General features: G+C 71.4%; 22 protein-coding genes and 1 riboswitch. Of the genes, 7 read left to right on the top strand and 15 right to left on the bottom strand.

What is annotated here, in order from left to right:
* Positions 1–43: 43 nt before the first annotated feature.
* The 4 genes from ACWCPY_RS05745 to ACWCPY_RS05730 all read right to left on the bottom strand — a co-directional run bounded on the left by ACWCPY_RS05745 (position 44) and on the right by ACWCPY_RS05730 (position 4618).
* The gene (locus ACWCPY_RS05745) at positions 44–1366 is read right to left on the bottom strand and encodes an alpha-L-fucosidase (RefSeq protein WP_451263058.1); all 1323 of its coding nucleotides are present in this window, start codon (positions 1364–1366) and stop codon (positions 44–46) included.
* 92 nt (positions 1367–1458) lie between these two features.
* Positions 1459–2325 (bottom strand): carbohydrate ABC transporter permease, encoded by an 867-nt coding sequence (locus ACWCPY_RS05740; protein ID WP_072488495.1) that lies wholly within the window; start codon positions 2323–2325, stop codon positions 1459–1461.
* Positions 2322–3293, bottom strand: a complete 972-nt coding sequence (locus tag ACWCPY_RS05735; RefSeq protein WP_451263057.1) for a carbohydrate ABC transporter permease — start codon at positions 3291–3293, stop codon at positions 2322–2324. The genes ACWCPY_RS05740 and ACWCPY_RS05735 overlap by 4 nt, the downstream gene beginning before the upstream one ends.
* A complete protein-coding gene (locus ACWCPY_RS05730) occupies positions 3290–4618 on the bottom strand; it encodes a sugar ABC transporter substrate-binding protein (RefSeq protein ID WP_451263056.1) in 1329 nt (442 codons plus the stop codon). Before ACWCPY_RS05730 ends, ACWCPY_RS05735 begins: the two co-directional genes overlap by 4 nt.
* A 494-nt stretch (positions 4619–5112) precedes the next feature.
* On the opposite strand from ACWCPY_RS05730, the gene ACWCPY_RS05725 reads away from it, so the two are divergent.
* A complete protein-coding gene (locus ACWCPY_RS05725) occupies positions 5113–6123 on the top strand; it encodes a hydroxyacid dehydrogenase (RefSeq protein WP_451263055.1) in 1011 nt (336 codons plus the stop codon).
* Between the two features lie 218 nt (positions 6124–6341).
* The gene (locus ACWCPY_RS05720) at positions 6342–6557 is read left to right on the top strand and encodes a hypothetical protein (RefSeq protein ID WP_451263054.1); all 216 of its coding nucleotides are present in this window, start codon (positions 6342–6344) and stop codon (positions 6555–6557) included.
* A gap of 69 nt (positions 6558–6626) precedes the next feature.
* Here ACWCPY_RS05720 and ACWCPY_RS05715 read toward each other — a convergent pair whose 3' ends face one another.
* Positions 6627–6863, bottom strand: coding sequence for a hypothetical protein (locus ACWCPY_RS05715; RefSeq protein WP_451263053.1), 237 nt, complete (start codon positions 6861–6863; stop codon positions 6627–6629).
* Between the two features lie 243 nt (positions 6864–7106).
* Complete coding sequence (gene cobN, locus ACWCPY_RS05710; RefSeq protein ID WP_451263052.1) at positions 7107–10703, bottom strand: cobaltochelatase subunit CobN; 3597 nt, start codon at positions 10701–10703, stop codon at positions 7107–7109.
* 87 nt (positions 10704–10790) lie between these two features.
* Positions 10791–10871, bottom strand: a riboswitch (adenosylcobalamin (AdoCbl) riboswitch).
* A gap of 100 nt (positions 10872–10971) precedes the next feature.
* Between cobN and cobG the strand changes: the two genes are divergently transcribed.
* From cobG to ACWCPY_RS05695, 3 genes are all read left to right on the top strand, one after another.
* Positions 10972–12291 carry a precorrin-3B synthase gene (gene cobG / locus ACWCPY_RS05705; RefSeq protein WP_451263191.1) on the top strand — a complete coding sequence of 440 codons (1320 nt, stop codon included), beginning with the start codon at positions 10972–10974 and terminating at the stop codon, positions 12289–12291.
* Between the two features lie 62 nt (positions 12292–12353).
* Entirely contained in the window at positions 12354–12980 is a 627-nt protein-coding gene (locus tag ACWCPY_RS05700) for a precorrin-8X methylmutase (RefSeq protein ID WP_451263051.1), read from the top strand.
* A gap of 2 nt (positions 12981–12982) precedes the next feature.
* Positions 12983–14488 carry a precorrin-2 C(20)-methyltransferase gene (locus tag ACWCPY_RS05695; protein ID WP_451263050.1) on the top strand — a complete coding sequence of 502 codons (1506 nt, stop codon included), beginning with the start codon at positions 12983–12985 and terminating at the stop codon, positions 14486–14488.
* 16 nt (positions 14489–14504) lie between these two features.
* Here ACWCPY_RS05695 and ACWCPY_RS05690 read toward each other — a convergent pair whose 3' ends face one another.
* Positions 14505–15260: a cobalt-precorrin-6A reductase gene (locus ACWCPY_RS05690; RefSeq protein ID WP_451263049.1), complete on the bottom strand. Its 756-nt coding sequence runs from the start codon at positions 15258–15260 to the stop codon at positions 14505–14507.
* An 11-nt stretch (positions 15261–15271) separates the two neighbouring features.
* On the opposite strand from ACWCPY_RS05690, the gene ACWCPY_RS05685 reads away from it, so the two are divergent.
* Positions 15272–16387: a cobalt-precorrin-5B (C(1))-methyltransferase gene (locus tag ACWCPY_RS05685; RefSeq protein ID WP_451263048.1), complete on the top strand. Its 1116-nt coding sequence runs from the start codon at positions 15272–15274 to the stop codon at positions 16385–16387.
* Between the two features lie 29 nt (positions 16388–16416).
* Here the strand turns inward: ACWCPY_RS05685 and cobM are convergent, their stop codons facing one another.
* The 7 genes from cobM to ACWCPY_RS05650 all read right to left on the bottom strand — a co-directional run bounded on the left by cobM (position 16417) and on the right by ACWCPY_RS05650 (position 24448).
* The gene (cobM, locus tag ACWCPY_RS05680) at positions 16417–17166 is read right to left on the bottom strand and encodes a precorrin-4 C(11)-methyltransferase (protein ID WP_451263047.1); all 750 of its coding nucleotides are present in this window, start codon (positions 17164–17166) and stop codon (positions 16417–16419) included.
* Positions 17163–18464: a precorrin-6y C5,15-methyltransferase (decarboxylating) subunit CbiE gene (gene cbiE, locus ACWCPY_RS05675; RefSeq protein WP_451263046.1), complete on the bottom strand. Its 1302-nt coding sequence runs from the start codon at positions 18462–18464 to the stop codon at positions 17163–17165. The genes cobM and cbiE overlap by 4 nt, the downstream gene beginning before the upstream one ends.
* A 429-nt stretch (positions 18465–18893) precedes the next feature.
* Positions 18894–19181 (bottom strand): endonuclease/exonuclease/phosphatase family protein, encoded by a 288-nt coding sequence (locus ACWCPY_RS05670; protein WP_451263045.1) that lies wholly within the window; start codon positions 19179–19181, stop codon positions 18894–18896.
* A 7-nt stretch (positions 19182–19188) separates the two neighbouring features.
* The gene (locus tag ACWCPY_RS05665) at positions 19189–20514 is read right to left on the bottom strand and encodes a cytosine permease (protein ID WP_451263044.1); all 1326 of its coding nucleotides are present in this window, start codon (positions 20512–20514) and stop codon (positions 19189–19191) included.
* A gap of 30 nt (positions 20515–20544) precedes the next feature.
* Complete coding sequence (locus ACWCPY_RS05660; RefSeq protein ID WP_451263043.1) at positions 20545–21972, bottom strand: oxamate carbamoyltransferase subunit AllG family protein; 1428 nt, start codon at positions 21970–21972, stop codon at positions 20545–20547.
* Entirely contained in the window at positions 21969–23513 is a 1545-nt protein-coding gene (fdrA, locus tag ACWCPY_RS05655) for an acyl-CoA synthetase FdrA (protein WP_451263042.1), read from the bottom strand. The genes ACWCPY_RS05660 and fdrA overlap by 4 nt, the downstream gene beginning before the upstream one ends.
* Positions 23510–24448, bottom strand: a complete 939-nt coding sequence (locus ACWCPY_RS05650; protein ID WP_451263041.1) for an oxamate carbamoyltransferase subunit AllH family protein — start codon at positions 24446–24448, stop codon at positions 23510–23512. Before ACWCPY_RS05650 ends, fdrA begins: the two co-directional genes overlap by 4 nt.
* Before the next feature lie 108 nt (positions 24449–24556).
* Here ACWCPY_RS05650 and ACWCPY_RS05645 point away from each other — a divergent pair, with 108 nt between their 5' ends.
* A complete protein-coding gene (locus tag ACWCPY_RS05645; protein WP_451263040.1) occupies positions 24557–25486 on the top strand; it encodes a carbamate kinase in 930 nt (309 codons plus the stop codon).
* 73 nt (positions 25487–25559) lie between these two features.
* Here the strand turns inward: ACWCPY_RS05645 and ACWCPY_RS05640 are convergent, their stop codons facing one another.
* A complete protein-coding gene (locus ACWCPY_RS05640) occupies positions 25560–26207 on the bottom strand; it encodes a GntR family transcriptional regulator (RefSeq protein ID WP_451263039.1) in 648 nt (215 codons plus the stop codon).
* Positions 26208–26233: the final 26 nt, after the last annotated feature.

Genomic DNA, 26233 nt, shown 5'->3' with positions numbered 1-26233 from the left:
CGCATCAGCCGTCGGCCGTGCAGGCCGTCGGTGGTCGGTGGGCTCAGCCGTCGGCCGGGTCGGCCGGAGCGTCCAGGAACAGCTCGATGACGGGCACGGCGGTGTCGGGGCGCTGGACCGGGATCTCCAGCGTGAGCGTTCCGGCGGGCTGGCCGCCCATCTCGGTGTTGAGCGCGGCCCGGTCCGGGTCGATGTGGACCTGGGTGATCTCGGAGGCGTCGTTCAGCAACTGGGCGTAGCGCACCCGGCCGGCGAGCCCCGGCAGGTGCAGATGGCGCAGCGGCCAGGCGAACAGATGGACGTAGAGCCGGTCGCCGCGCTGGGTGTACCGGCATTCGGCGGGTGCGGTGTACGGGGACGGGCCGCAGCCGCGGACCGACCGCTCGTGCAGGTCCATCCACCGGCCGATCTCCCCGAGGACGGCGACGGCACGCGGTTCGAGGTCGCCGCGGCCCGTCGGGCCGACATTGAGCAGCAGATTGCCGCCCTTGGACACCCCGTCGACCAGCATGCGGATCAGCAGGTCGGCGCTCTTGTGGTCCAGGTTGTCGCGGTCGTAGCCCCAGCTCCCGTTGAGCGTCTGGCACGCCTCCCACAGCACGGGCCGGCCGTCCTTGGTCATGGGGCCCGAGGGCTGGTACTGCTCGGGGGTGATGAAGTCGCCGGGCAGGCCGGTCCGGTCGTTGACGAGGACGTGCGGCTGGAGTTCGCGGACCATCGACAGCAGCTTCGGGGAGTCCCAGTCGTCCGGCCCCTTGCCGCCCCACCAGATCCGGCCCGCGTACGAGAAGTCGAAGAACAGGTAGTCCACGCGGCCGAAGGACGTCAGCAGCTCGCGGACCTGGCCGTGCAGATAACGCCGGTACTCGCGGATGTCCCGGCCGGCGGCCGCGGCCTTGAACTCCTCGTCGTCGCGCTGCGGATGGATTCCGTCCACCGGGAACGACGGGTGGTGCCAGTCGATGAGGGAGTAGTAGAGGCCGACCTTGAGCCCTTCGGCGCGGCATGCCTCGACGAACGGCCCGACGAGGTCGCGGCCGTGCGGGGTGTTGGTGACCTTGTACTCGGTGAGGGCGCTGTCCCACAGGCAGAAGCCGTCGTGGTGCTTGGTGGTCAGGACGACGTACCGCATGCCCGCCGCCCTCGCCGCCCTGGCCCACTGGACCGGGTCGTAGCGGTCGGGGTCGAAGTGGTCGAAGTAGACCTGGTACTGCTCGTCGGTCAGCTTCTCGCGGTTCTTGACCCACTCGTGCCGTGCGGGAAGCGAGTACAGGCCCCAGTGGACGAACATGCCGAACCGGTCGGTGGTGAACCAGGTCGTGTCCGGGGCGGGCGCGGGAGCCGGGGTTTCGGCGCTCGGGGTCATGGGGCATCGTTCCTTGTCGTCGGCGTCCGGCGGCGTGTGCGGTGCGCCGCCGGAGGGCTGGTGGTACGGGGCGTGTGCGGGCGGCCTGCCGGTCAGCCCTTCAGGGCGCCGGAGGACAGGCCGTGCACGAAGGACCGCTGGAAGAACAGGAAGACGATCACGGAGGGGAGCAGGGCCAGCAGGGAGGCGGCCATCACCACTCCGGGAGTGACGGCGGGGTCGATCCGCAGGGTCCGCAGCGCCAGCGGGAGCGTGTACGAGGAGGAGTCCGTGGAGACCAGGAGGGGCAGCAGGTACTGGTCCCAGATCATGGTGAAGCCGAAGACTCCGATGACCCCGAGTGCGGGCTTGCACATCGGCAGGATGATCTGGGCGAAGATGCGCAGGTCCCCGGCGCCGTCGATGCGGGCGGCCTCTTCGAGTTCCCGGGGCACGTCCTTCATGAACTCGGTCATCACGAGGATGGAGAATCCCCAGGCCCCCAGCGGAACGATCATTCCGGCCAGGGTGCCGATGAGGTTGAAGTGGACGACCGGCAGGTCGGAGAGGATCACGGACAGCGGGAGGGCGAGGATCTCCTCGGGCAGCATCAGCGTCGCCAGGATGGCGACGAGCACCAGCGTCATCCCCGGGAAGACCTTCCTGGCCAGGGCGTATCCGGCCAGTACGGAGACGGCCACCTGGAGCAGCAGGCCGAAGCCGACCACGAAGAAGGAGTTCAGCAGGTACGCGAGCACGCCCTGGTCGAAGGCGATCCTGAAGTTGTCCAGGGTGGCACCCGAGGGGATGACGCTCAGCTGAGTCGGGTCCTTGACCTGGCTGAAGGCGCTGACCAGCAGGGCCAGCAGGGGCCCGGCGAAGACGATCAGGACCAGCAGATAGGTGACGGCCTTCAGGATCCGCCCGCCCGGACTCCTGCTCTCCGTCAGGCCCAGCGCGGTCTCGGTCGGCGCGTTCATTTGCTCTCTCTCCGTCGCAGCAGATGGACGACGACTGTGAGGATCAGCGTCGCGATGAACAGCAGGACGGCTCCCGCAGCGCCGACGCCGAGTCTGTTCTGCTCCAGTCCGAGCTTGTAGATCAGGGTCATCACGACCTCGGTGGAGCCGTCGGGCCCACCGTTGGTGAGCAGGAACACCTCGGTGAACACGCGCAGTCCGCGGATCGCGGCGAGGATGAACAGGATCGAGAACACCGACCGCAGTCCGGGCACCGTCACGTGCCAGACCCGTTGCCGTCTGGAGGCGCCGTCGACCTTCGCGGCCTCGTACAGACCGCGGTCCACACTGGTGAGGCCGGCGAGGAAGATCATCATGTCGTAGGGGGCGCCCCGCCAGATGCCGGTGAGCATGATGGAGGCCATCGATGTGTCGGGGTCGTTGATGAACCCCGAGGGGCCCAGTCCCACCAGACCGAGGATGGAGTTGAGCATGCCGTCCGAGGTCGGGTGGTACATGATCCGCCACAGTTCGGCGACGACCGCGATCGGCACCACGACCGGCAGGAACGCCGCGGAGCGCACGAATCCCAGTCGGCGTCCCTGGCCCTCCATCAGCAGCGCGAGCGCGAGGCCGAGAGCCATCGAACCGGCCGTCTGCCCGGCGGCGAGGACCACGGTGTGCCAGGCGGCCTCGCGGAAGCCGTCGGACTGGAGGACCGTGGCGTAGTTCTCGGTGCCGACCCACTTGTTGCCGAGGTAGGGCTGGACGTCCTGGAAGGACATGGTCAGCGCGCTGACCATGGGGATGAACTTGAAGTACAGGAAGAGGAGCAGTGCCGGGGCGAGGAACAGCCACGGCGTCCACCACCGGCCCGACCGGCGGTCGTGCCCCCGGCGGCCGGCGGCCCCGCCGGCCGCGCGGCCCGTTTTCCGGGTGGCGGGCCCGGCCGCCGGGAGGGCGGCCGGATCCGCCTGGTCAAGACTCATGACGCGGCGATTCCCTGTTCCTTGAGGATGTCGGCGAGCTGCTTGTCGAGCTCCTTCAGCTTGGTCCGGGTGTCCAGGCCGCAGTCGGCCATCAGCGCGTTGACGGTCTCGGCGGTCGTCTGCCGCACCGGGGTCCAGTTGGGGATGGACGGCGCGTACCGGCCGGATTCCTGGTAGATCTCGGCGTAGGTCTTCCAGCGCGGGTCGGGACGGACCTTGGTGATGTCCACCGTCTTGTTGACGGGCAGCTGCACGGTGAAGCCGGTGTCGCCCGCCATCCCGGTCTTCTGGCCCTCGGCGGAGATGGCGAAGTCGGCGAAGGCGTCCTGGCCCGCCATGTTCTCGGAGCCGGCCATGAGGTAGACGGACCCTCCCTCGGCGAGCACGGTGGCGTCCTTCGGCCCCTTGGGCATCGGCACCACCTCGTACTTGTCCTTGCCGAGGGTCTCGTCGAAGCGGGGCAGCAGATACGGGCCGACGACGAACATGCCGGTCCGGCCGGCCTCGAAGGTCTCGTTGGTGGGCGGGGTCTCCATGGTGACGGCGCCCGGCTGGACGACCTTGGACTTGCAGCCGAGGTCACGGAACCACTGCACGGCCCGGACCGATTCCTCCGTGCTCATCGCGGGTTTGTACCTGCTGTCCCCGGTCTCGGTGATGAAGTCCCCGCCCGCGGCCCAGAGGAAGTTGGAGAAGTACCAGGAGGCGTATCCGCGCTTGGTGGACAGCGGGGCGGCGAGGCCGTACGTGTTCTTCTTGCCGTCGCCGTCGGGGTCCTTGGTGGTGAACGCCTCGGCCATCGCGGCGAAGTCGTCCCAGCTCCTGGGGACTTCGAGCTTCAGCTTCTCCCGCCAGTCCTTGCGGATGAGCAGTGCGGACGCCTGCGCCGAGTACGGCAGGCCGAACTGCTTCCCGTCCACGCTCTTGCCGGAGTCCAGCCCCTGACCGACGGCCTGCGCGGCGTTCTTGATCTTGTCCAGGTCGATCTCCCGGAGCAGGCCCTGGCTGTGCATGGCCCCGAGTTGCGTCACATCGTTCATGACGATGTCGGGCAGGTTCTTCTGCGCGGCGCGCTGCTGCAGCTTGGTCTCGAAGTCGTCGAAGATCGCGGTGACCTTGACCTTGTAGCCCGTGGCCTTCTCGAAGGCGGCAGCGAGTTTGATCGCTCCCTGCTCTCCCGGTCCGCCCGGTGTCGTCCGGGTCCACAGTTCGAGCGGTGCCTTCGAGTTCTGCTTGGCATCCACTCCCGCAGGCCCCGATGTACAGCTGGTGAGGACCAGTGCGGAAGCGAGAACACCCGCACCGATCCACCGCGATCTCTGCATGACAACTCCTGTTTTCGCCGCATCACAGCTGGCCTGGAAAGCGCTTGCTGGGACGCTAACCGCGTCCGAATCCTTCGGTCAATAGTCCGATGAATGCAAAAGTCTCACGCCAACCCACAAGAACCCCGCCGGACACATGGCCGCGCTGGACCCCCGCCACCCGACACCTCCCCAACAGGGTCGAACACCATCGAACGCCCCGTTAAATTACCTGGTGAACCGGTAGTTCAGCCGCCCGGAGAGGTGATTAACCACCCGGGCGCCGAGCACACCCGGACGCGAGAGCGGCCGGGGCGGCAAGCACCGAATGACCGAGGTCCATCCGATGGCCTTTCAATCATCCGATGTATCGTGCTGCAAGCGCGCCGACCAAGGCAACGAACAAGCCACGCCAATCTTCAACATCCGGTCAGACATTTCCCCACGCGCCCGATCAGGGCCCACGGGTCGATTCGCTGATGGTCTGTCAGCGAGGAGCTGAGGAGCGTTACGTCATGAACGAGCCGGCACACAGGCCGACAGCGCTGTTGGTCATGGAGGAAGAACGCAGGGCGGACGTCTACCCCCCTGAGGTCCTGGCCGAAGTCGAACGTCTCGTACATCTGCAGGGCCCGCCCCTCACACGGGAGCAACTCGACGCGGACCCCGCGGTGTTGCGGCGCGTGGACGTCCTGCTCACGGGCTGGGGCGCGCCCGTACTCGATGCCGCCCTCCTCTCGCACGCCCCCCGGCTGCGGGCGGTCCTCGTCGCCGCGGGTTCCGTGCGGCACCTGACCACACCCGCCTTCTGGGAGCGCGGCATCCCGATCGTCTCCGCCGCCCCGGCCAACGCGATCCCGGTGGCCGAGTTCACCCTTGCCCAGGTCCTCCTCGGGCTGAAGCAGGTACACCGCATCACCCGCGAGGTGGCGAGCAGTCGCCGCTTCCCCCACAACCCCCAGGTGCCGGGGGCCTACCGGTCACGTGTGGGCCTGCTGGGGCTCGGGCACATCGGCCGTCTCGTCGCGTCCCACCTCGGGCGTTTCGACATCGAGGTCCTCGCCACGGACCCCCTCGCCTCCCAGGACACCGCCCGCCGGACGGGCGTCCGGCTCGTCGGCATCGAGGAACTGTTCGCCACCAGCCACGTCGTCAGTCTCCACGCCCCGCTCCTGCCCGAGACCCGCGGCACGATCGGGGCACGACTGCTGAACTCCCTGGGGCCGGGCGCGACGCTGATCAACACCGCCCGTGGCGCGCTCGTCGACGAGGCCGCCGCGGCGGAGGTCCTGCGCGCCAGACCCGATCTCACCGCCGTACTCGATGTCACGCACCCGGAGCCTCCCGCCCATGACTCGCCACTCTTCACCCTTCCCAACGTGGTCCTGACACCCCACCTCGGCGGCGCCCTCGGGGCCGAACGTCATCGTCTCGGAGAGCTTGTGCTCGACGAACTCCGACGCTTTATACATGACGAGCCTCTCCAGTACGCCATAGACCCCGCCCGCGCGGCATCACTGGCCTGAGGCCACGCAGGCCGTCGTCGCAGGTCCGGCCCCGGTGCGGCGGGGCCACACCTGCGACATCAGCGAAACGTCAGCGAAACGTGTGCGGAACGTCAGCGCGGGGCGCGAGAGTTCGGGGCCTGCCGGGCCGTCGGCACCGGCTCGTGACGGCTCGCCGGGGTTCGCGTGTCGGTGTGTTCGTCTGTCGGTGTGTGCGTGTGCGGTGTTGTCGTACGTCGGTGTTGTCGTACGTCGGTGTGTTCGCGCGTCCCAGCGGGTCGGCCATCGACGCAACACCGAAGGAGTCGGTCATCGGCCTGCGGAAGCTCAAGGCCACCGTCGTCGCGGCCGCTGCCGTGGCGGGAATCGCCGTGGCGGCCGTACCGGCCCACGCGAGCCTGTGCGAGTCGGGCGGCGGTGCCCGGTCGGACGGCTGCGAGCTGTACCGGGGCTGACCGGTGGCCCGGCTCGACGGTGTCCGGGCCACTCGGCCGTGTCGCGCACGGTCGGCTACGGAAGAACTGTCAGTGCGGCCTCCAGACGTACTTGCCGCCGCCCACCCACCGCACCACGTCGGGGTCGTCGAGGTCGTGGACCTTGATTCCTGCGGCCGAGGCGGCACTGAGCACATCCATCATCGATGTCGCGGCGCTGACAACCTCCCCGTCGACCTCCACCAGACGGAAGGGCGGATCACCGGGCTGCACTCCCAGCACGGTGATCCTGGGCATCGAGATATGAGGACTGTCACTTTCGGTCATGCGTAGATCGCTTCCACGTCACCGGCGACACTATGCCCGGCGGCGGTGTCCTCGGCGCCATGTCACTCGTACACACGCTTTCCCGGGCGGTGGCGGGAAACAGCCGAGTGCGGCGATCACCGCCATCCGGGGCACGGGGACGCGGGCCGGCACGGAGAACAGCCGGACGGCGGACCGGGCCCCGGCCGCTGCTGCGGCCGGGGCCCGGTCGTAAGTCGCTGCCGGATGGCCGGGTCCCGGGGGTCAGTCCTCGCCCTCCAGGTTGCCCTCCGTCTCCAGGTATGCCTGGCGCAGCGCTTCGAGGACCGCCGGGTCGGACTTGGCCCACATGCCGCGGGACTCCGCCTCCAGGAGGCGTTCCGCGATGCCGTGCAGGGCCCAGGGGTTGGCCTGCTGGAGGAACTCGCGGTTGACCGGGTCCAGGACGTACGTCTCGGTGAGCTTGTCGTACATCCAGTCGGCGACCACGCCCGTCGTCGCGTCGTAGCCGAAGAGGTAGTCGACGGTGGCGGCCAGCTCGAAGGCGCCCTTGTAGCCGTGCCGGCGCATCGCCTCGATCCACTTGGGGTTCACGACCCGGGCGCGGAAGACCCGTGAGGTCTCCTCCACCAGGGTGCGGGTGCGGACCGTCTCGGGGCGGGTGGAGTCGCCGATGTACGCCTCCGGGGCCGTGCCGCGCAGGGCGCGGACGGTGGCCACCATGCCGCCGTGGTACTGGAAGTAGTCGTCCGAGTCGGCGATGTCGTGTTCACGGGTGTCGGTGTTCTTGGCCGCGACCGCGATCCGCTTGTACGCCGTCTCCATCTCCTCCCGGGCCGGGCGGCCGTCGAGTTCGCGTCCGTAGGCGTAGCCGCCCCACACCGTGTACACCTCGGCGAGGTCCGCGTCGGTGCGCCAGTCGCGGGAGTCGATGAGCTGGAGCAGTCCGGCGCCGTACGTACCGGGGCGGGAGCCGAAGATACGGGTGGTGGCGCGGCGTTCGTCGCCGTGGGCGGCCAGGTCGGCCTGGGTGTGGGCGCGTACGTGGTTCTGCTCGGCGGGCTCGTCCAGGGAGGCGACGAGGCGGACCGCGTCGTCGAGCAGGCCGATGGTGTGCGGGAAGGCGTCGCGGAAGAAACCACTGATGCGCAGGGTGACGTCGATGCGCGGGCGGCCGAGTTCGGCCGGCGGGATCGCCTCCAGGCCGGTGACGCGGCGCGAGGCGTCGTCCCAGACCGGGCGGACGCCGAGCAGGGCGAAGGCTTCGGCGACGTCGTCACCGGCGGTGCGCATCGCGCTGGTGCCCCACAGGGACAGGCCGACCGAGGTGGGCCAGTCGCCGTTGTCGGTGCGGTAGCGCTCCAGGAGCGAGTCGGCCAGGGCCTGGCCGGTCTCCCAGGCGAGACGTGAGGGCACGGCCTTGGGATCGACGGAGTAGAAGTTGCGGCCGGTCGGCAGGACGTTGACCAGGCCGCGGAGCGGGGAGCCGGAGGGTCCGGCGGGGACGAATCCGCCGTCCAGCGCGTGCAGGGTGTGGTCGAGTTCGTCGGTCGTGGCGGCCAGCCTCGGCACCACCTCGCGGGCCGCGAAGCCGAGGATGTCGGCGACCGCCCGCGGGTGGCCGGCGGCCACCTCGGCGACGGCGTCCGGGGACCAGTCCGCGTCCTCCATCGCCTGGACCAGGGCGCGGGCCCGCTCCTCGGCCTCGTCGGCGGTGACGCGGGTCGCGGCGGACTCGTCGAGTCCCAATGCCTCGCGCAGGCCCGGCAGGGAGGCCGTGCCGCCCCAGATCTGGCGGGCGCGCAGGATCGCGAGGACGAGGTTGACCCGGTCGGCACCTGCCGGGGCGCCGCCCAGGACGTGCAGGCCGTCGCGGATCTGGGCGTCCTTGATCTCACAGAGCCAGCCGTCGAGATGCATGATGAACTCGTCGAAGCCCTCGTCCTCCGGACGGTCCTCGAGTCCCAGGTCGTGGTCGAGCTTGGCGGCCTGGATCAGGGTCCAGATCTGTGCGCGGATCGCCGGGAGCTTCGCCGGGTCCATCGCCGCGATCTGGGCGTGCTCGTCCAGGAGTTGTTCGAGGCGGGCGATGTCCCCGTAGCTGTCGGCGCGTGCCATCGGCGGTACCAGGTGGTCCACGAGGGTGGCGTGGACGCGCCGCTTGGCCTGTGTCCCCTCGCCCGGGTCGTTGACCAGGAACGGGTAGACCAGCGGGAGGTCGCCGAGGGCGGCGTCGGGGCCGCAGGCGGCGGAGAGGCCTGCGTTCTTGCCGGGCAGCCACTCCAGGTTGCCGTGCTTGCCGAGGTGGATCATCGCGTCGGCGCCGAAGCCGTTGTCGTCGGCCCGGGCGGCGATCCAGCGGTAGGCGGCCAGGTAGTGGTGCGAGGGCGGCAGATCGGGGTCGTGGTAGATCGCGATCGGGTTCTCGCCGAAGCCGCGCGGCGGCTGGATGAGGATGAGCAGATTGCCGTGGCGCAGGGCGGCGAGCACGATGTCGCCGTCCGGGTTGGCCGACCGGTCCACGAACATCTCGCCCGGGGCGGGGCCCCAGTGCCGCTCGACGGCTTCGCGGAGCTCGGCCGGGAGGGTCGCGTACCAGCGCCGGTAGTCGGCGGCCGGGATGCGGACCGGGTTGCGGGCCAGCTGCTCCTCGGTGAGCCACTCCTGGTCGTGGCCGCCCGCCTCGATCAGCGCGCGGATCAGCTCGTCGCCGTCGCCCGACACGAGGCCGGGGACTTCCCGCGTGCCGAAGTCGTATCCCTCGGCGCGGAGTCGGCGCAGCAGGGCGACGGCGCTGGCCGGGGTGTCGAGGCCGACGGCGTTGCCGATCCGGGAGTGCTTGGTCGGGTACGCGGACAGGACGAGCGCGATCCGCTTCTCGGCGGCCGGGATGTGGCGCAGCCGGGCGTGGCGCACGGCGATCCCGGCGACGCGGGCGGCGCGCTCGGTGTCGGCGACGTACGCGGGCAGGCCGTCCTCGTCGATCTCCTTGAACGAGAACGGCACGGTGATCAGGCGGCCGTCGAACTCGGGGACCGCGATCTGGCTGGCGGCGTCGAGCGGGGAGACGCCCTCGTCGTTGTCCTCCCAGTCGGTGCGTGAACCGGTGAGGCAGAGGGCCTGCAGGATGGGTACGTCGAGGCCGCTGAGGACGCCCGCGTCCCAGGACTCGTCGTCGCCGCCTGCCGAGGCCTCGGCGGGCCGGGTGCCGCCCGCGGCGAGGACGGTGGTCACGATCGCGTCGGCGGCGCGCAGCTCTTCGATGAGTTCGGCCTCGGGGGTGCGCAGCGAGGCGACGTACAGCGGCAGCGCGCGGGCGCCGGCGTCCTCGACGGCACGGCAGAGCGCCTCGACGAACGCGGTGTTGCCGCTCATGTGGTGGGCGCGGTAGTAGAGCACGGCGACGACCGGGCCGTCGGTGCGCCGGGGGGTGCGCTCCAGCGGGCCCCAGGAGGGTGCCGGGGCGGGCGGTGCGAAGCCGTGGCCGGTGAGCAGCACGGTGTCGGAGAGGAAGCGGGCGAGCTGGTCCAGGTTGGCGGGGCCGCCGTGGGCCAGGTAGGCGTGGGCCTCGGCGGCGATGCCGATGGGGACCGTGGAGGCGGCCATCAGCTGGGCGTCGGGGGCCTGTTCGCCGGTGAGGACGACGACGGGGCGTCCGGTGGCGAGGACTTGGTCGAGGCCGTCCTGCCAGGCGCGTACGCCGCCGAGGAGGCGTACGACGACGAGGTCGACGCCGTCGAGCAGCTCGGGCAGGTCCTGGAGCGGGAGCCGGGAGGGGTTGGCGTAGCGGTAGGGGACCGGGCCGTCCGAGGCGCGGGCACTGAGCAGGTCGGTGTCGGACGTCGACAGGAGCAGGATCATGCAGCGTCGGGCCTTCCTCGGGGTGTCCACGCCCCGGGCGGTGTCGGAATGAGGCTCCCCTGCTCGAACGGGTTCGAGTGTTCGGGGAAGGGAGTTCCTGACTTGCCAGGCCGTGGCCGGGCTCACAGTGGCGGGACCGTGCCGGAATCGCACCGGACTTCCTCCCCTGTCGCCGTCTGTGGCGACGACGTGCCGGATGGCTCGTCAGTAGGCATAGTAAGGGCCGGTCAACCGATGGAGGACATACGGATCCGGTCGGATGGTCGGTATGCTCGCCGCCATGCCCCGACCTGCCACTTCGCCTTCACCGCCGGGAGACGCCTCTGCCCGGGACCGCGGTGACGCCTGCCCCGGCACGCTTCGGCTGCACCGGGCGGACGACGGCCGGCTGGCCCGTGTCCGGGTTCCCGGCGGTCTGCTGACGGCGGTGCAGGCAGAAGCCCTGGGGGCGCTGTCGGAGAGTCTGGGCGATGGTGAGTTGCATCTCACATCGCGCGGCAACGTCCAGTTGCGCGGGCTGGGTCCGGACTGCGGAGCCGAACTGGCCGACCGGCTGGGAGAGGCGGGGCTGTTGCCCTCCGCTCGGCACGAGCGGATACGCAACATCGTGGCTTCACCGCTCTCGGGACTCGACGGCCGGGGCGCGCGGGACGTCGGCCCCTGGCTTTCCGAACTGGACGCGCTGCTGTGCGCGGGCGGAGGGACGGCGGGTCTGTCGGGCAGGTTCCTGTTCGTACTCGACGACGGCCGTGGCGATGTGGACGCGCTGGGCGGCGATGTGACGCTGCTGGCGCAGGACGACGGGACGGCGCTGCTGCGGATCGGCACGGCCCCGGCCACCGCACGGATACCGGGCGCACGGGCGCCGCGGGCCGCCCTCCTGGCGGCCGAGACCTTCCTGGAGCAGGCGTCGGGCACCGGCGCCTGGCGTGTACCGGATCTGCCCGGCGGCGCCGGATCCCTCCTCGAAGAGGTCGTACGACGGTTGCGGGAGGCAGGGCCCGGCACCGAATCCACCGAGGACCGCGCCTGTCCGTCGAACTCTGACGGCCCCGCCCCCGGCGTCGTGACCGGCCCACGGGACGGAACCGCCCTGTCGGTCGGCATCCCCCTGGGGCGCATCGCCCCGGCGCAGTGGCGGTCGCTGACGGAGACGGCCCGTCACCGGGGCGCCGGTGAGTTGAGGCTGACGCCGTGGCGCGGGGTCGTCGTACCGGGGGTGGAGCGGCGGCAGGCCGCCCGGTCGCTGGACGAGTTGGGGGCCACCGGTCTCGTCGTCGGCCCCGACTCCCCCTGGACCGGGGTGGGTGCCTGTATCGGCCGGCCCGGCTGTGCGAAGTCGCTGGCCGATGTGCGGGCCCGGGCGGCGGCCTCGGTGGGGGGCGCGGGGCTGCTGCCGGTGTACTGGTCCGGGTGCGAACGCCGCTGCGGGCACCCCCGCGGCGAGTGGGTCGATGTCGTCGCCACCCCTGACGGGCACCGGATCTCCCTTGTGCGGGGCGAGGAGCGGGGCGCTCCCGTGAGCGTCCCCGACAGCCCCGGCGGTCTCGCCGCGGCGGTGGCCGCGGCCCGCCGCGGGCGCGGCTGACCCCCGTACGCCCACTCCCCTGTACCCGACGTTGCACGCCCGAGGAAGAGAGCGAAAGCACTGTGCACCAGTACGAGAAGGACGGACCGGCGATCTATCGCCAGTCCTTCGCCACGATCCGCGCGGAGGCGGATCTCGCAGGCCTGCCCGCCGATGTGAGCCAGGTCGCGGTCCGCATGATCCACGCCTGCGGGATGGTCGATCTCGTCCGTGATCTCGCTTTCACTCCGGACGCGGTCGCCCGCGCCCGCGCCGCTCTGCGGGCCGGCGCGCCCATCCTGTGCGATGTGGCCATGGTCGCCAGCGGTGTCACCCGCAAGCGGCTGCCCGCGGACAACGAGGTGGTGTGCACCCTGTCCGACCCGGCGGTGCCCGGGCTCGCGAAGGAGTTGGGCACCACGCGCAGCGCAGCCGCCCTGGAGCTGTGGCGCGACCGGATGGAAGGCGCGGTCGTCGCCGTCGGGAACGCACCGACCGCGCTGTTCCGGCTGCTGGAGATGATCGAGGAGGGCGCGCCGCGCCCCGCCGCGGTCATCGGTGTGCCGGTCGGCTTCATCGGTGCCGCCGAGTCCAAGGACGCCCTGGCCGCGCACCCCTCCGGACTGGAGCACCTGATCGTCCGGGGCCGTCGCGGCGGCAGCGCCATCGCGGCAGCCGCCCTCAACGCGATCGCCAGCGAGGAGGAGTAGACGTGAGCGAGCAGAAGACGGGCCGGCTGTACGGGGTCGGGCTCGGCCCCGGCGATCCGGCCCTGATGACCGTACGCGCGGTGGAGATCATCGCCGAGGCCGATGTCGTCGCGTACCACAGCGCCCGGCACGGACGGTCCATCGCCCGGTCCATCGCGGCGAAGCACATCCGTGCCGACCATGTCGAGGAGCAGCTGGTCTACCCCGTCACGACGGAGACCACGGACCACCCCGGCGGGTACCGGGGGGCGATGGAGGAGTTCTACGCCGAGGCGGCGGCCCGTCTGGCGGCGCATCTGGACGCCGGCCGCACGGTCGCGGTGCTGGCCGAGGGCGACCCGCTCTTCTACGGCTCGTACATGCACATGCACAAGCGGCTCGCCGACCGCTACCCGACCGAGGTGATCCCGGGCGTCACCTCGGTGAGCGCGGCCGCCGCGCGGCTCGGGACCCCGCTCGTCGAGGGCGAGGAGGTGCTGACCATCCTGCCCGGCACCCTGCCCGAGGAGGAGCTGACCGCCCGTCTCGCCGCCACCGACGCCGCCGTGGTCATGAAGCTGGGACGTACGTTCCCCGCCGTGCGCCGCGCCTTCGAGACGTCCGGGCGGCTGCCCGAGGCGCGTTACGTGGAGCGCGCCACGATGGCCGGGGAACGCGTGGGCGAACTGACCGGGGTCGACGCCGATTCGGTGCCGTACTTCGCGGTCGCGGTCCTGCCCAGCAGGGTGGGGGCGGCGCGCCCCGAGCGTGCCCCGGAGGGCGGCGAGGTGACCGTGGTCGGCACCGGACCGGCCGGGCCGCTGTGGCTGACCCCCGAGACGCGTGGGGCGCTGGCCGCAGCCGACGACCTGGTCGGCTACACCACCTATCTGGACCGGGTGCCGGTCCGGCCGGGGCAGGTGCGCCACGGCTCGGACAACAAGGTGGAGTCGGAGCGTGCCGAGTTCGCCCTCGACCTGGCCCGGCGCGGGCGGCGGGTGGCCGTGGTGTCCGGCGGCGACCCCGGGGTCTTCGCCATGGCGACGGCCGTCCTGGAGGTGGCCTCGCAGGACGAGTACGCGCAGGTGCCGGTGCGGGTACTGCCGGGGGTGACGGCCGCCAACGCCGCCGCGGCCCGGGCGGGTGCGCCGCTGGGCCACGACTACGCGACGATATCGCTCTCGGACCGGCTCAAGCCGTGGGAGGTGATCGCGGAGCGGCTGCGCGCGGCGGCGACGGCGGATCTGGTGCTCGCGCTGTACAACCCCGGGTCACGCAGTCGTACCTGGCAGGTCGGCAAGGCCCGTGACCTGCTGCTCGAACACCGCTCGCCGGACACCCCCGTGGTTCTCGGCCGCGACGTGGGCGGGCCCGCCGAGCAGGTACGGACCGTACGGCTGGGCGATCTCGACCCGGCCGAGGTCGACATGCGCACGATCCTGCTCGTCGGGTCCTCGCAGACCCGCTGGGTGCGGCGCGGTGACGGGCAGCAGATCGTCTGGACGCCGCGCCGCTATCCGGAGGCCTGAGCCGGGACGGCCGGTGCTACCCGCGGTGGAGGACGTGTTCGCGGAGCCACTCCACGGCGGGTTCCGGGCCTTCGACGACCTCGATGCCCTCGGGCACGGGCGGCCGCCGCACCACCACCACCGGGATCCGCGCCTCGCGGGCGGCGGTGAGTTTCGGTGCTGTGGCGGCGCCTCCGCTGTCCTTCGTGACGACGACGTCGATGCGATGACGGCGGATCAGCTCGCGCTCTCCGTCCAGGGTGAACGGGCCCCGGTCGAGCAGGACTTCCATCCTGGCGGGGTACGGCGGTTCGGGGGCGTCCACCGAACGCATCAGGAACCACAGCTCGTCCAGGCCGGCGAAGGCGGCCAGCCCCATCCGCCCCGTCGTGAGGAACACGCGCCGCCCCAGCGCGGGCAGGGCCGCCGCCGCCTCGGCGAGGGAACCGGCCGGATGCCAGTCGTCGCCCACGCCGGGCACCCACCCGGGACGGCGCACGGCGAGCAGGGGAACATGGGCGGCAGCGGCGGCCGCGGCCGCGTTGAAACTGATCGTCCCGGCGAAAGGATGGGTGGCGTCGATGAGCGCGTCCACCTGGTGCGTGCGCAGCCATGCGCCGAGCCCGTCGGCTCCGCCGAAGCCACCGATGCGGACCTCGCCCGGCGGGAGCCTCGGGCCGGAGACGCGTCCGGCGAGCGAACTCGTCAGCCCGGCACCGGCCGGGAGCACTTCCACCAGCAACTCGGCGAGACGACGGGCCTCCGTGGTGCCGCCGAGTACGAGTACATGCATCGGATCCATCCATGGGTGAGACTGAGGGCGGGCGCAGCGCCCAGCTGAAGCACACCGGACTGCGGTCCGGCTGGACCACCGGCGCCTGTGCGACCGCGGCGGCGACCGCCGCGTACACGGCCCTGCTGACGGGCGACTTCCCCGACCCGGTGACGATCACCCTACCCAAGGGGCAGACACCCGCTTTCGCGCTGGCGGTGGAGGAGCTGGCCGAGGGGCGGGCGACGGCCGGGGTGGTCAAGGACGCGGGCGACGACCCGGATGTGACGCACGGCGCTCTGATCCGGGTGACCGTACGTCGGCTGCCGCCGGGCTCGGGTGTGGTGTTCCGGGCCGGGCCCGGCGTGGGCACCGTCACTCTTCCCGGGCTGCCGCTCGACATCGGGGAACCCGCGATCAACCCTGTGCCGCGGCAGATGCTCCGTGACCACATCGCGCGGGTCGCCGCGGAGCACCGGGGTTCGGGGGACGTCGAGGTGACCGTTTCGGTGGACGACGGCGAGGAGATCGCCCGCTCCACCTGGAACCCGCGCCTCGGCATCCTGGGCGGTCTGTCGATCCTCGGCACGACCGGTGTCGTGGTGCCGTACTCCTGCTCGGCGTGGATCGACTCGATCCGACGCGGTGTGGACGTGGCCCGTGCCGCCGGGCACACGCACGTGGCCGGGTGCACGGGGTCCACCTCGGAGAGGACCGTGGTGTCCGAGTACGGGCTGCCGGAGCTCGCGCTGCTCGACATGGGGGACTTCGCGGGCGCGGTGCTGAAGTACGTACGCCGTCACCCGGTGGACCGGCTGACGGTCTGCGGCGGGTTCGCGAAACTGTCGAAGCTCGCCGTCGGACACCTCGATCTGCACTCCGCGCGGTCCCAGGTCGACAAGCCCTTCCTGGCCGAACTGGCCCGGCGGGGCGGTGCGGACGAGGCCCTGGCGGCCGAGGTCGCGGTCGCGAACACGGGGCTCGCGGCACTCCGGCTGTGTCTCGCGCGGGGTGTTCCGCTCGGGGACCTGGTGGCCGTGACGGCGCGGGACCAGGCGCTGTCGGTGCTGCGGGGTGCGCCGGTCGCCGTCGACGTCATCTGCATCGACCGGGCGGGCGTGGTCGTCGGGCGCAGTGGCGTGCGCTGACCGGCCGCCCGGCCGATGCGATGGCTCCGTCAGCAGACGTGGCGTTCGCGCCCGGGCGAGTAGAGGTGGCTGTCGCGGAACTGCTCGGCTCCCAGGGTGCGGCCGACCATGATGACGGCGGTACGGATCACACCCGCCGCCTTCACCTGCCCGGCGATGGTACCGAGGGTTCCGCGCAGGACGATTTCGTCCGGGCGTGAGGCCATCGCCACGACGGCGGCCGGGCAGTCGGTCCCGTAGTGCGGCACGAGTTCCTCGACGACGCGGTCCGCGTACCGGGCGGCGAGGTGCAGCACGATCAGGGCGCCGCTGCGACCCAGCGTGGCCAGGTCCTCGCCCTCCGGCATCGCGGTCGCGCGGTGGGCGATCCGGGTCAGGATGACGGTCTGGCCGACGGTCGGCACGGTCAGTTCCCGCTTGAGCGCCGCCGCGGCGGCCGCGAACGCGGGTACGCCGGGCACCACTTCGTAGGGCACCCCGGCCTCGTCGAGCCGGCGCATCTGCTCGTTGACCGCGCTGAACACCGAGGGGTCGCCCGAGTGCAGCCGGGCCACGTCGTGGCCGGCCCGGTGCGCGGCCGTCAGCTCGGCGGTGATCCGGTCGATGTCGAGCTGCGCGGTGTCCACCAGTCGGGCGTCCGGGGGGCATTCGGCGAGCAGTTCCCGGGGCACCAGGCTGCCCGCGTACAGGCACACCCGGCAGGAGGCGAGCGTGCGGGCGCCGCGCACGGTGATCAGGTCGGCGGCCCCGGGGCCCGCGCCGATGAAGTACACGGTCATCTGTTGTCTCCTGGGTGTTGCGCGGGCTCTTCTGCTGAGCTTTCCGCAGCGGTACTGATCGAGGGTTTGCGTACGGACCACTGGGTGACCGGCATGGCCTGCCGCCAGCCGGTGAAGCCCCCGACCGGTACGGCGTGCGCGACGGCGAGCCGGACCAGTTCGCCGCCGTACCCGCGGTGTGCTGCGGCGAGCAGCGCCTCGGACTCCAGCGTGACCGTGTTGGCGACCAGGCGTCCACCGGGCGGCAGGGCGTCCCAGCAGGTGTCGAGGAGGCCGGGCGCGGTCAGTCCGCCGCCGATGAACACGGCGTCGGGCGCGGGCAGTTCGGCCAGGCCGTCGGGGGCCCTGCCGGTGACCACACGCAGGGCCGGTACGCCGAGGCGGCCGGCGTTGCGCTCGATGCGTCCGGCCCGCTCCGGGTCGCGTTCCACGGTGATCGCGCGGCAGGACGGGTGGCTGCGCATCCATTCGATCGCGATGGATCCCGAGCCTCCGCCGATGTCCCAGAGGAGTTCGCCGGGTGCGGGTGCGAGCACCCCGAGGGTCGCGGCCCGGATGTGCCGCTTGGTGAGCTGGCCGTCGTGTTCGTACGCCTCGTCGGGGAGGCCCGGGACGGCGCCGAGGCGCAGTGCTCCGGGCGTGCGCCGGCAGTCGATCGCGATGACGTTCAGCGGGTCGCCCGGTGGGTGCGGCCAGTGGTCCGCGGTGCCCTCCACGCAGGCCTCGTCCGCTCCGCCGAGCTGTTCGAGCACGCGCAGCCGGCTCGGGCCGAAGCCCTGTTCGCGCAGCAGTCCGGCGACCGCGGCCGGGGTGCCGGCGTCCGCGCTGAGGACCATTACCCGCCGGCCGTCGTGCAGCGCGGCGGCCAGCCGGGCGGCGGGGCGGCCGACCAGGGTGACGACCTCGGTGTCCTCCAGGGGCCAGCCGATCCGGGCACAGGCGTAGGACACGGACGACGGGTGGGGCAGGATCCTCGGCGCACCGGCGCCCAGCACCTCGGTGAGGGCCCGGCCGATGCCGTAGAACATCGGGTCGCCGCTGGCGAGTACGGCGATCCTGCTGCCGGCGTGTGCGGCGAGCAGGCCCGGGACGGCGGGCCGCAACGGCGAGGGCCACGGCACCCGGTGGCCACGGCAGGACGGCGGGAGCAGGGCCAGCTGCCGCGCACCGCCGATGAGGACCTGTGCTCCGACGAGCTCCGCGCGCGCCGCGTCGGTCAGTCCCGCCCATCCGTCGGCGCCGATTCCCACGATGGTCACCGCAGGTGGGACGGGTTGTTCGGGTGGTGCGAGAGTCACGGCCGGTACCTCGGTGTTCAGGGGATGACGCAGCCGAACTCTACTGTCCGGCCATGATCGGGCATCGGCCAGGTGGCGACCCGGTGTGCCGGGGCGGCGTGACGCCGGGACACCCGCGCGCGGGCACGGGTCGGTGACCGATGTTCCTCAAATACGTGGCCGGTGGGGCGATGGCCGCCGGAGGTCGGCGCTGCCGTGCCTCGCGCGTGGAAGGCTGCTCGTCCGCTGCTCGCTCCTCACGCGCCCTGCGCGCCGTACGGTGCGCCCGGTCCGGCACCAGCAGCCCCGCGAATCCCGCGGGGCCGGGAGAACGAACATGGGTCAGCGCGAGGAGATAGCGGCGAGCCAGAACCGCCGGCGGTCGGCGAAGGGCTCCGCATTCGCGGTGAGCGCGGACTTCAGCAGGTCGGCCGAGCTCGTGGCCCGGTCCTACGGCAGGGTGATGCCGACGCTCACCGGCAGGTGATCGGATCCCTGGGCGCCGAGGACTCGGGCGCGGTGCGCGTCGATGCCGGGCGAGGCGAGCACGTAGTCGATCCGCTCGTGCGGGTCGAGTGCGTCGTATGTGTGACCGGGGCCCTGACCGGCCGTGAGCCAGGTGTCGTCCAGGTGCTCGGTCACCTGGGCGACCTCGGGGGTGTCCGGGGTCGCGTTGAGGTCTCCGACCAGCACGGTGGGACGGTCGGAGTCGTCGATGATGTCGTTGATCGCCCCCACCCGGGCCCTACGCCGTCCGCACCACCGCGGGCCGGGCGGCGGCCCGCTCGATCACGACGTAGACGGCCAGGGCCACGACGAGCCCGCTCACCGCGTCGGAGAACTCCGGTGCGAACCAGTGGACGAGTCCGCCCGTGGCGGCGCCCACCGCCCAGGCGGTGAAGGCGGTGGGGCGCACCGCGGCCTCCGGGCGGTCTGCCAGGCCGCGGCGCAGAACCACCTGATCGGCTATCAGCACTCCTCCGAGGGGTGGTACGAACACACTGAGGACGACCAGCCAGTCCAGGAAGTGGTTCCAGACCCCGGCGAGGGCGGCAGCGGTGCCGATGACGCCCAGGACGAGGGTCATCGGGCGCATCCGGGTGTGGGTCAGGTGCGACCAGCTCAGGGCGCCGTTGTAGAGGCAGTGGCTGCAGACGGAGCCGAGATTGACGAAGACGAAGACCGCGGCGAGGGCGCTGAGGACCGCTCCGTGACCGCTGGTGAGGATGGGCAGGAAGTTTCCGCCGACGGTCCGGGCCGAGGCGATGGCCCCCGCCGCCACGACCACCCCGCCGGTGATCTGGGCGACGAGGCTGGCTATGGGGAAGGCGGTCGCGGTGGCGAGGACGGCTTCCCGGCCGTTCCTGGACCAGCGGGTGAAGTCGGCGGTCATGGTGCCGGAGTCGGCGAAGGTGGCCATGATGAGGGAGACCGCGGCGCCGAAGGTCAGTGTGCTGTTCCCCGGGGCACCCCGGTAGTCGAGTACGGCGCCGAGGTCGTGGTCCCGGGCCACGATGACGAGGGCGATCACACCGACGACGATGAACAGGGGTGCGGCGACGGCGCCCAGCCACGACAGGGCGCGGATGCCGAGGTAGGTGATCGCGATGAAGGCGGCCCCGGCCAGCACGGCGACGAGTTGTTCGTGCCAGCCGAAGGCCTGGTGGAGGGTGGCGCCGGTGGCGCCGGTGTTGAAGGCGAACCAGCCGACGACGATCGTGGCGAGGAAGCCGGAGGCGATGACGTAGCCGATCCTGCCGAAGGTCCTGGTGGCCTGGAGGGCGAAGTTCTCGCCGGTACTGCCGGCCCGGTGGCTCAGCAGCCCGACGTAGACGAGCATGACGAGGTTGGCGGCGAGGATGGCGGCCAGCCCACGCCAGAAGCCCAGGACGGCGACGACCACTCCTCCGGGGACGGCGTTGGTCAGGATCATGGGGAATCCGAACCAGACGGCCGACACGGTCAGCAGGGACTTGCGGTGCTCCGTGGGAACGGGAGTGTGCTCGTACTCGGAGTCGGGTGCGACGTCCGTGTGCGCGGCGTCCTGCGCTGCGGGTTGACGACTGCTCATGGCTGGTCTCCTGGGTGGGCCGGCGCGGGGTCAGACGAGTGTCGCTGCGAAGGCCACCAGGGCCTGGTCGAAGACCTCGACGGGCGGGTGGGTGATGCCGGCGCCGATCATGCCGATGCCGGCTTCCTTGTGGGCGATGGCGGTGTTGATGACCGGGAGGATGCCGGTGGACAGCACCTTGCGGATGTCGATGCCTGTGGGAATGCCCTGGAAGTCGAGCATGGGGATGGTGACGTTGGGGTTCCGCGCCGTCGTGATCTCGCCCATGTCGCGGGTGAATCCGATGGCTTCCTGCACGGTGCCTCCGACGAGCGGCACGATGGCCGGTGCGGTGGCCATGGCGAAGCCGCCGAAGCCGTACGTCTCGCTGATTGCGCTGTCACCGATGTCGAGGCCGGAGTCCTCGGGCCGGTAACCGGCGAACATGGGTCCGACGACGGGCTGGGCGGGGCCGGTGAACCACTGGTTTCCGGGAAGTCCGCTGACCCGGATGCCGAATTCGACGCCGTTGCGGGCCATGGTGGTGACGATCGTCGAGCCCTCGATGCCGTGGGCGGCGTCCATGGCCGCCTTGGCCATGGCCAGCCAGGTGGGTCCGGAGAAGTAGTCCGAGCCGGCGATGAAGTCGAGGACGTCCTTCTTCTGCCCGGTCGTGAAGGCGGTCTGCAGGAGCGACGGCGCGAGCGCCTGCATGAGCAGGAGGGTGCCGGCGTTGTTGCGGTTGTGGCACTCGTCGCCCATGTGCAGGGCCTGGGAGAGCAGCAGGCGCAGGTCGATGGGGCCGCCGATCTCCATGGCCTCCTTGAGCATGGGGCCCAGGACATCACGCATCCATTCGAGGCGGTCGATGACCGACTCGTCGTTGGCTCCCATCCGGAGGATCTTCGCCATCTGCTCGGACAGGTTGGTGTACGCGGTGTTGCCGTAGGTCTCGTTGTGGACGATGTGCATGTACATGGAGGCGGAGGTGACACCGGCCATCGAGCCGACGCAGTCGTGTTCGTGGCAGGGCGAGAAGGTGATCTCGCCGGAGGCAGCGAGGGCGGCCGCCTCGTCGAGGTCGCGGGCCAGGCCCTCGAAGACCAGGGCTCCGGTGACGGCGCCCTTCATCGCGCCGGCCATGCACTCCCAGGTGATGGGCGGACCCGCGTGCAGGATCGTGGTCGGTGTCATCCCGGGTACGACGTCCAGGGCGCGGCCGAAGCCGGCCAGCATGGGCCGGGAGCCGGTGATGCGCTCGACGGCCTCGGCGTTGGCCGCCTCGATGCGTGCCGCGGTGTCGGAGGCTTCCAGGCTGTCCAGGACGGCGAGGATCTGGGGGTTGCCGCCGCCGGGCGGGGTCCAGTCGAGCGTGGTGACGTTCGCGCCCTGGGCGGCGATGTCCTCCGCGAACATCGCCAGTCCGACGTTGATGACGTCGAGGTCGGCTGCGAAGAGGTTGTTGACGGGGCTGCTCATGCGGTCTGTGCCTTCCTGGCGATCTCACGGGCGTACTCGCCCGTCTCGGTGCTGCTGCGGGTCACGGTCACTCCCGCGGCCTCCAGGGCCGCGACCTGCTCGTCGAGCGCCGGGGTGTCGAGGTCGGTGCCGAGGACGTAGCCGACGATCTCCAGGTGGCGGCCGGCCTCCGCCGCGATCCGCTGGGCCTGTCCGATCGCCGGGAGGGTGACGCCGACCGGGTCCTCGTGGGCGCCGAAGCCGAGGACGAAGTCCATGACGACGACGGCGACTTGCGGGTCCTCGGCCTCCTCGACCAGGCGGGCCAGGCGCAGGGAGGGGTCGATCATCGGGTGCGGGCGGCCGTTGGTGAAGTCGTCGTCGCCGAAGTCGAGGAAGGTGTGACCGGTGCTGGGGCTGTCGGCGGCGAGGCGGCGGCCGGGGTCCTTCTGGATGTTGCTCCATACGTTGTCGCCGACCCCGAGCAGCGAGTACATCGCCTCGTCGCACAGGGTGCCGCCGCAGAACAGGCCGCGGACGAACTGCTGCTGCGGAGCGAGACGGGAGCAGACCTCGTCCACCCGTCGGCTATCGAGCGGTTCGACGTCCGCGTGGGGGTCGCCGCCGAGGCGGACGGCCTGGAGCGCGGCGTCCTGGCTGCTCGCGGCGTAATGTCCGCCGGCGTCGGTGACGGCGTCCCGGGAGCCGCCGACGAAGTAGACGACGACGGGCTTGCCGGCGGTGGCGATCTCCGCGAGGACCTTCTTCTCCACGGCCGGGGCCGGCGGCTTGGAGACGAGCACGATGACGCCGGTGGCCGGGTCGGCTGCCAGTGCGCGGATCGCGTCGATCATCATGATGCCGCCGACCTGCTCGCTCAGGTCGCGGCCACCGGTGCCGATGAGCTGGGAGATCCCGGCGCCCAGGGCGTGGATGCGCACGCTGACCTCCTGCGCGCCGGTGCCCGATGCCGCGACGACTCCGACGTTGCCGGGGCGCACGGCGTTGCCGAAGCACAGGGCGACGTTGTTGATGACGGCGGTGCCGCAGTCCGGTCCCATCATGAGCAGCCCGTGGTCGTGCGCGTATCGCTTGAGGGCGATCTCCTCCTCGACGGGCACGTTGTCGCTGAAGAGCATCACGTGCAGGCCGTTCTCCAGCGCTTTGCGGGCCTCGCGTCCGGCGTAGGCGCCGTTGACCGCGATCACCGCGAGGTTGGCGTCGGGGTTGTGCGCTGCGGCGGCCGCGACCGTCCGGTGGGTGACCGTGCCGCTCCCGCCGGCCGGCTTCTTGTGCACGAGGAGGTCTCCGACCGCGGCCAGCACTTCCCGGGTGTCGACGTCCTCGCGGGTCTCCAGCACGATCATGAGGTCGCCGTTGGTGGCGGCTTCGAGATCGGTGGTGAGGAGGCCGAGGTCGTTCAGCACGCCCTTGTTCATCTCGGTGCCCATGGCCACGAATGCCTGGTTCACCCCCTCCAGGTTGTTGGCCCTGGTGGAGATGGACATCAGGGACACCGAGTCGAAGTAGGTGTTCTTCTTGACGACTGCTGTGATGCTCACAGCGAACCTCGCAGTTCTCTTTCCAGGTGGAGTCCGGTCAGCAGACCGGACAGGGTGTCGGTTCCGGAGGTGTGGCCGATGGCCAGCGCGCGGCGGACCGGGTCGCGGAGGGTTGCGACGACCTGTGTCTCGCCCTGACCGGCGGTGTCGGACAGCGCGCGCAGTACCGCGGGCCAGGGTTCGCGTACGCGTCCGGACAGGGCCTCGGCCAGGGTTGTCAGGCTCAGCGGCGTCGTCCGTCCGGCGTATCGGCTCAGCACCCCGGTGAGGGTGCGGGCGAAGGGGCGCAGGCGGCTGCCGGTCAGTGACGAGAGCAGGGCCGGACCGGTGAGGAAGTCGTCGCCCGCCGGGGTGAGGCCCGGCCCCAGTCCCAGCAGGCCGAGGACGGCGCGGTGTGTGCCGTCCTCGTCCCGGGTCCGCACCGCGTGTACGAGTGCCGCTCGTCCCGCGGCGAGTGCTCGGCCGACGGCCGCGTCCATCGCCGGGGCGTCCGGCGGGCCGGCGAGCATGCCGCCGGGCACTCCGTGGGCGCGCAGCAGCCGGCCGAGGGCGCGGGTGGCCACGGCCAGGTGGTCCGCCCCGAGGTGTTCCAGCGAGGCGTGAATGGGATTCCATTCACGGGCCGTCCGGGTTTCGATCCGGAGTTCCCCCGAGGCGGCCCGAAGGAGCACCGCGTCGGCGCAGAAGTGCACGGCCTGCCCGGGCCGGAGGGCGCAGCCGCTCCAGTCCTCGATGTCGACGACGAGGGTCCACGGAGCGTCGCCGCTCGACCGGGAGGCCAGTGCGACAAGCCTCCCTTCCGGCGTCAGCACGTTGACGACATGCCTGAAGACGGAGTCGACACGGCCTTCGCCCCGGGGCGTGCGCAGAAGGGCCAGGAGCGCCGCGTCCCCGGAGCCCGCCCGCAGCGCGGAGGCGCATCGGGTGGACGTCATGGGCTCCTCCTCGTCCCGGCCCGCCGGCACACGATCAGCCCCGGCTATGTGATGCATCTGGTATACCATTTGGCGATGGAGAGGCCTACATGTCTGAGGAGGAATTCCATGCGCATCGTGGTGGCTCTCGGTGGCAACGCGCTGGCCCGGCGGGGGGAGCCGATGACGGCCGACCGGTTGCGGGCGAATGTCAGGACTTCCTGCGAGGCCCTCGCCGGCCTGGCCCGCGAACACGAGGTCGTCATCACCCACGGCAACGGGCCTCAGGTGGGACTCCTCGCCCTGCAGAACCTCGCCTATCAGGACGTCGCGGCCTACCCTCTCGACATACTCGGGGCAGAGACGCAGGGCATGATCGGATACGTCATCCAGCAGGAGCTGTCGAACGCGCTCGCCGGTGAACGCGAGGTCGCCGCGGTGCTCACCACCACCGAGGTCGACGAGAACGACCCCGCGTTCGAGCACCCCACGAAGCTGATCGGCCCCCAGTACTCGGCGCAGGACGCGGCCGAAGCCGCGGCCGAGTACCGCTGGACCATCGCGCGCGACGGGGCGGCCTTCCGCCGGGTCGTGCCCTCCCCCTCGCCCCTGCGCATCGTCCAGGCGCCGCTGGTACGCACCCTGCTGGAGAACCGTCACCTCGTCGTCTGCGTCGGCGGTGGCGGCGTGCCCGTGCGGACCGACAGCAAGGGGCGGCAGACGGGCCTTCAGGCGGTCGTCGACAAGGACCTCGCCTCCGCGGCGCTGGCGGCGGAACTCGAGGCGGACATGCTGGTGATGCTCACGGACGGTGACTTCGTCAGCGAGAACTGGGGGACGCCCGAACAGCGGGACATTCTCACCGCGTCACCGGAGGCGATCTCCCGGCTGGCCTTCGCCGAAGGGTCGATGAAGCCGAAGGTCGACGCCGCCGTGCGGGTCGCCGAGGCGGGCGGGCGGGCGCTCATCGGTCCGCCGGAACGGCTCGACGACCTTCTCGGCCGGACCGTCGGTACGGAGATCCGCCCGGATGTCCCGGACGGGATCGTCTATGCCTGACGCCGGTGGGGGCGGCCCGCACGTCGGCGGGCCGCCCCCACCGGCGCTTGGAGGAACGGCGGAACAGGACCGCTCAGCCCTGGTGCCTGCGTCGTGCCGCTGCCGCGTTGCGACCCGTCACCAGGTGTTCGTCGGCCAGCTTTTCGACCCGCGCGACATCACGCTCCGCAATCGCCCTGTACAGGCCCTCGTGCTCCTTCGCGACGCCCGACAAGTCGTCGTGCTGCCCCAGCAGCCAGCGCATCCTGCTGCGGAGGGCGGCCTGGAGTTCGTTCAGGAGTTCGTTGTCGGCCAGCGCGGTGACCGTCTCGTGGAAGTCCGCGGCGGCCCGGTGGGCCCGTACGGCATCGCCCTTCTCCGCCGCCTTCAGTTCGGCGTCGAGATCCGCGCGGAGCTTCTCCAGGCCCGCTCGGGTGCGCCGTTGGGCGGCGAGACGGAAGGTCAGCGTCTCCAGCGCCGCGCGGACCTCGTCGAGGTCCTCGATGTCCGCCGGTGTGAACTCCCGCACGACGGCCCAGGTACGCGGCCTGGGCGTGACCAGTCCCTCGGCTACCAGCGCCTTCAGAGCCTCCCGGACGGGCAGCCTGCTCACACCGAGCTCCGCGGCGAGCTCGCGCTCGACGAGCTTGCTGCCCGGCTCACGCACGCCGTCGATGATTTCGTCACGCAGCCGGCGCGTGACCCGCTCCGACTCGGGCTCGAAGTCCCCAGACCCTGTCATGTCCTCAATTCTCTCATCACTCGACG

It is taken from the genome of Streptomyces sp. NPDC002403, from assembly GCF_053593015.1.
This window is presented reverse-complemented; position numbering and strand designations above follow the sequence as displayed.

Coding starts and splice junctions, on each gene's coding strand:
- ACWCPY_RS05745 (WP_451263058.1), bottom strand. CDS start 1,366: ATGACCCCGAGCGCCGAAACCCCGGCTCCCGCGCCCGCCCCGGACACG.
- ACWCPY_RS05740 (WP_072488495.1), bottom strand. CDS start 2,325: ATGAACGCGCCGACCGAGACCGCGCTGGGCCTGACGGAGAGCAGGAGT.
- ACWCPY_RS05735 (WP_451263057.1), bottom strand. CDS start 3,293: ATGAGTCTTGACCAGGCGGATCCGGCCGCCCTCCCGGCGGCCGGGCCC.
- ACWCPY_RS05730 (WP_451263056.1), bottom strand. CDS start 4,618: ATGCAGAGATCGCGGTGGATCGGTGCGGGTGTTCTCGCTTCCGCACTG.
- ACWCPY_RS05725 (WP_451263055.1), top strand. CDS start 5,113: ATGAACGAGCCGGCACACAGGCCGACAGCGCTGTTGGTCATGGAGGAA.
- ACWCPY_RS05715 (WP_451263053.1), bottom strand. CDS start 6,863: ATGACCGAAAGTGACAGTCCTCATATCTCGATGCCCAGGATCACCGTG.
- cobN (WP_451263052.1), bottom strand. CDS start 10,703: ATGATCCTGCTCCTGTCGACGTCCGACACCGACCTGCTCAGTGCCCGC.
- cobG (WP_451263191.1), top strand. CDS start 10,972: ATGCTCGCCGCCATGCCCCGACCTGCCACTTCGCCTTCACCGCCGGGA.
- ACWCPY_RS05690 (WP_451263049.1), bottom strand. CDS start 15,260: ATGCATGTACTCGTACTCGGCGGCACCACGGAGGCCCGTCGTCTCGCC.
- ACWCPY_RS05685 (WP_451263048.1), top strand. CDS start 15,272: ATGGGTGAGACTGAGGGCGGGCGCAGCGCCCAGCTGAAGCACACCGGA.
- cobM (WP_451263047.1), bottom strand. CDS start 17,166: ATGACCGTGTACTTCATCGGCGCGGGCCCCGGGGCCGCCGACCTGATC.
- ACWCPY_RS05665 (WP_451263044.1), bottom strand. CDS start 20,514: ATGAGCAGTCGTCAACCCGCAGCGCAGGACGCCGCGCACACGGACGTC.
- ACWCPY_RS05660 (WP_451263043.1), bottom strand. CDS start 21,972: ATGAGCAGCCCCGTCAACAACCTCTTCGCAGCCGACCTCGACGTCATC.
- ACWCPY_RS05650 (WP_451263041.1), bottom strand. CDS start 24,448: ATGACGTCCACCCGATGCGCCTCCGCGCTGCGGGCGGGCTCCGGGGAC.
- ACWCPY_RS05645 (WP_451263040.1), top strand. CDS start 24,557: ATGCGCATCGTGGTGGCTCTCGGTGGCAACGCGCTGGCCCGGCGGGGG.
- ACWCPY_RS05640 (WP_451263039.1), bottom strand. CDS start 26,207: ATGACAGGGTCTGGGGACTTCGAGCCCGAGTCGGAGCGGGTCACGCGC.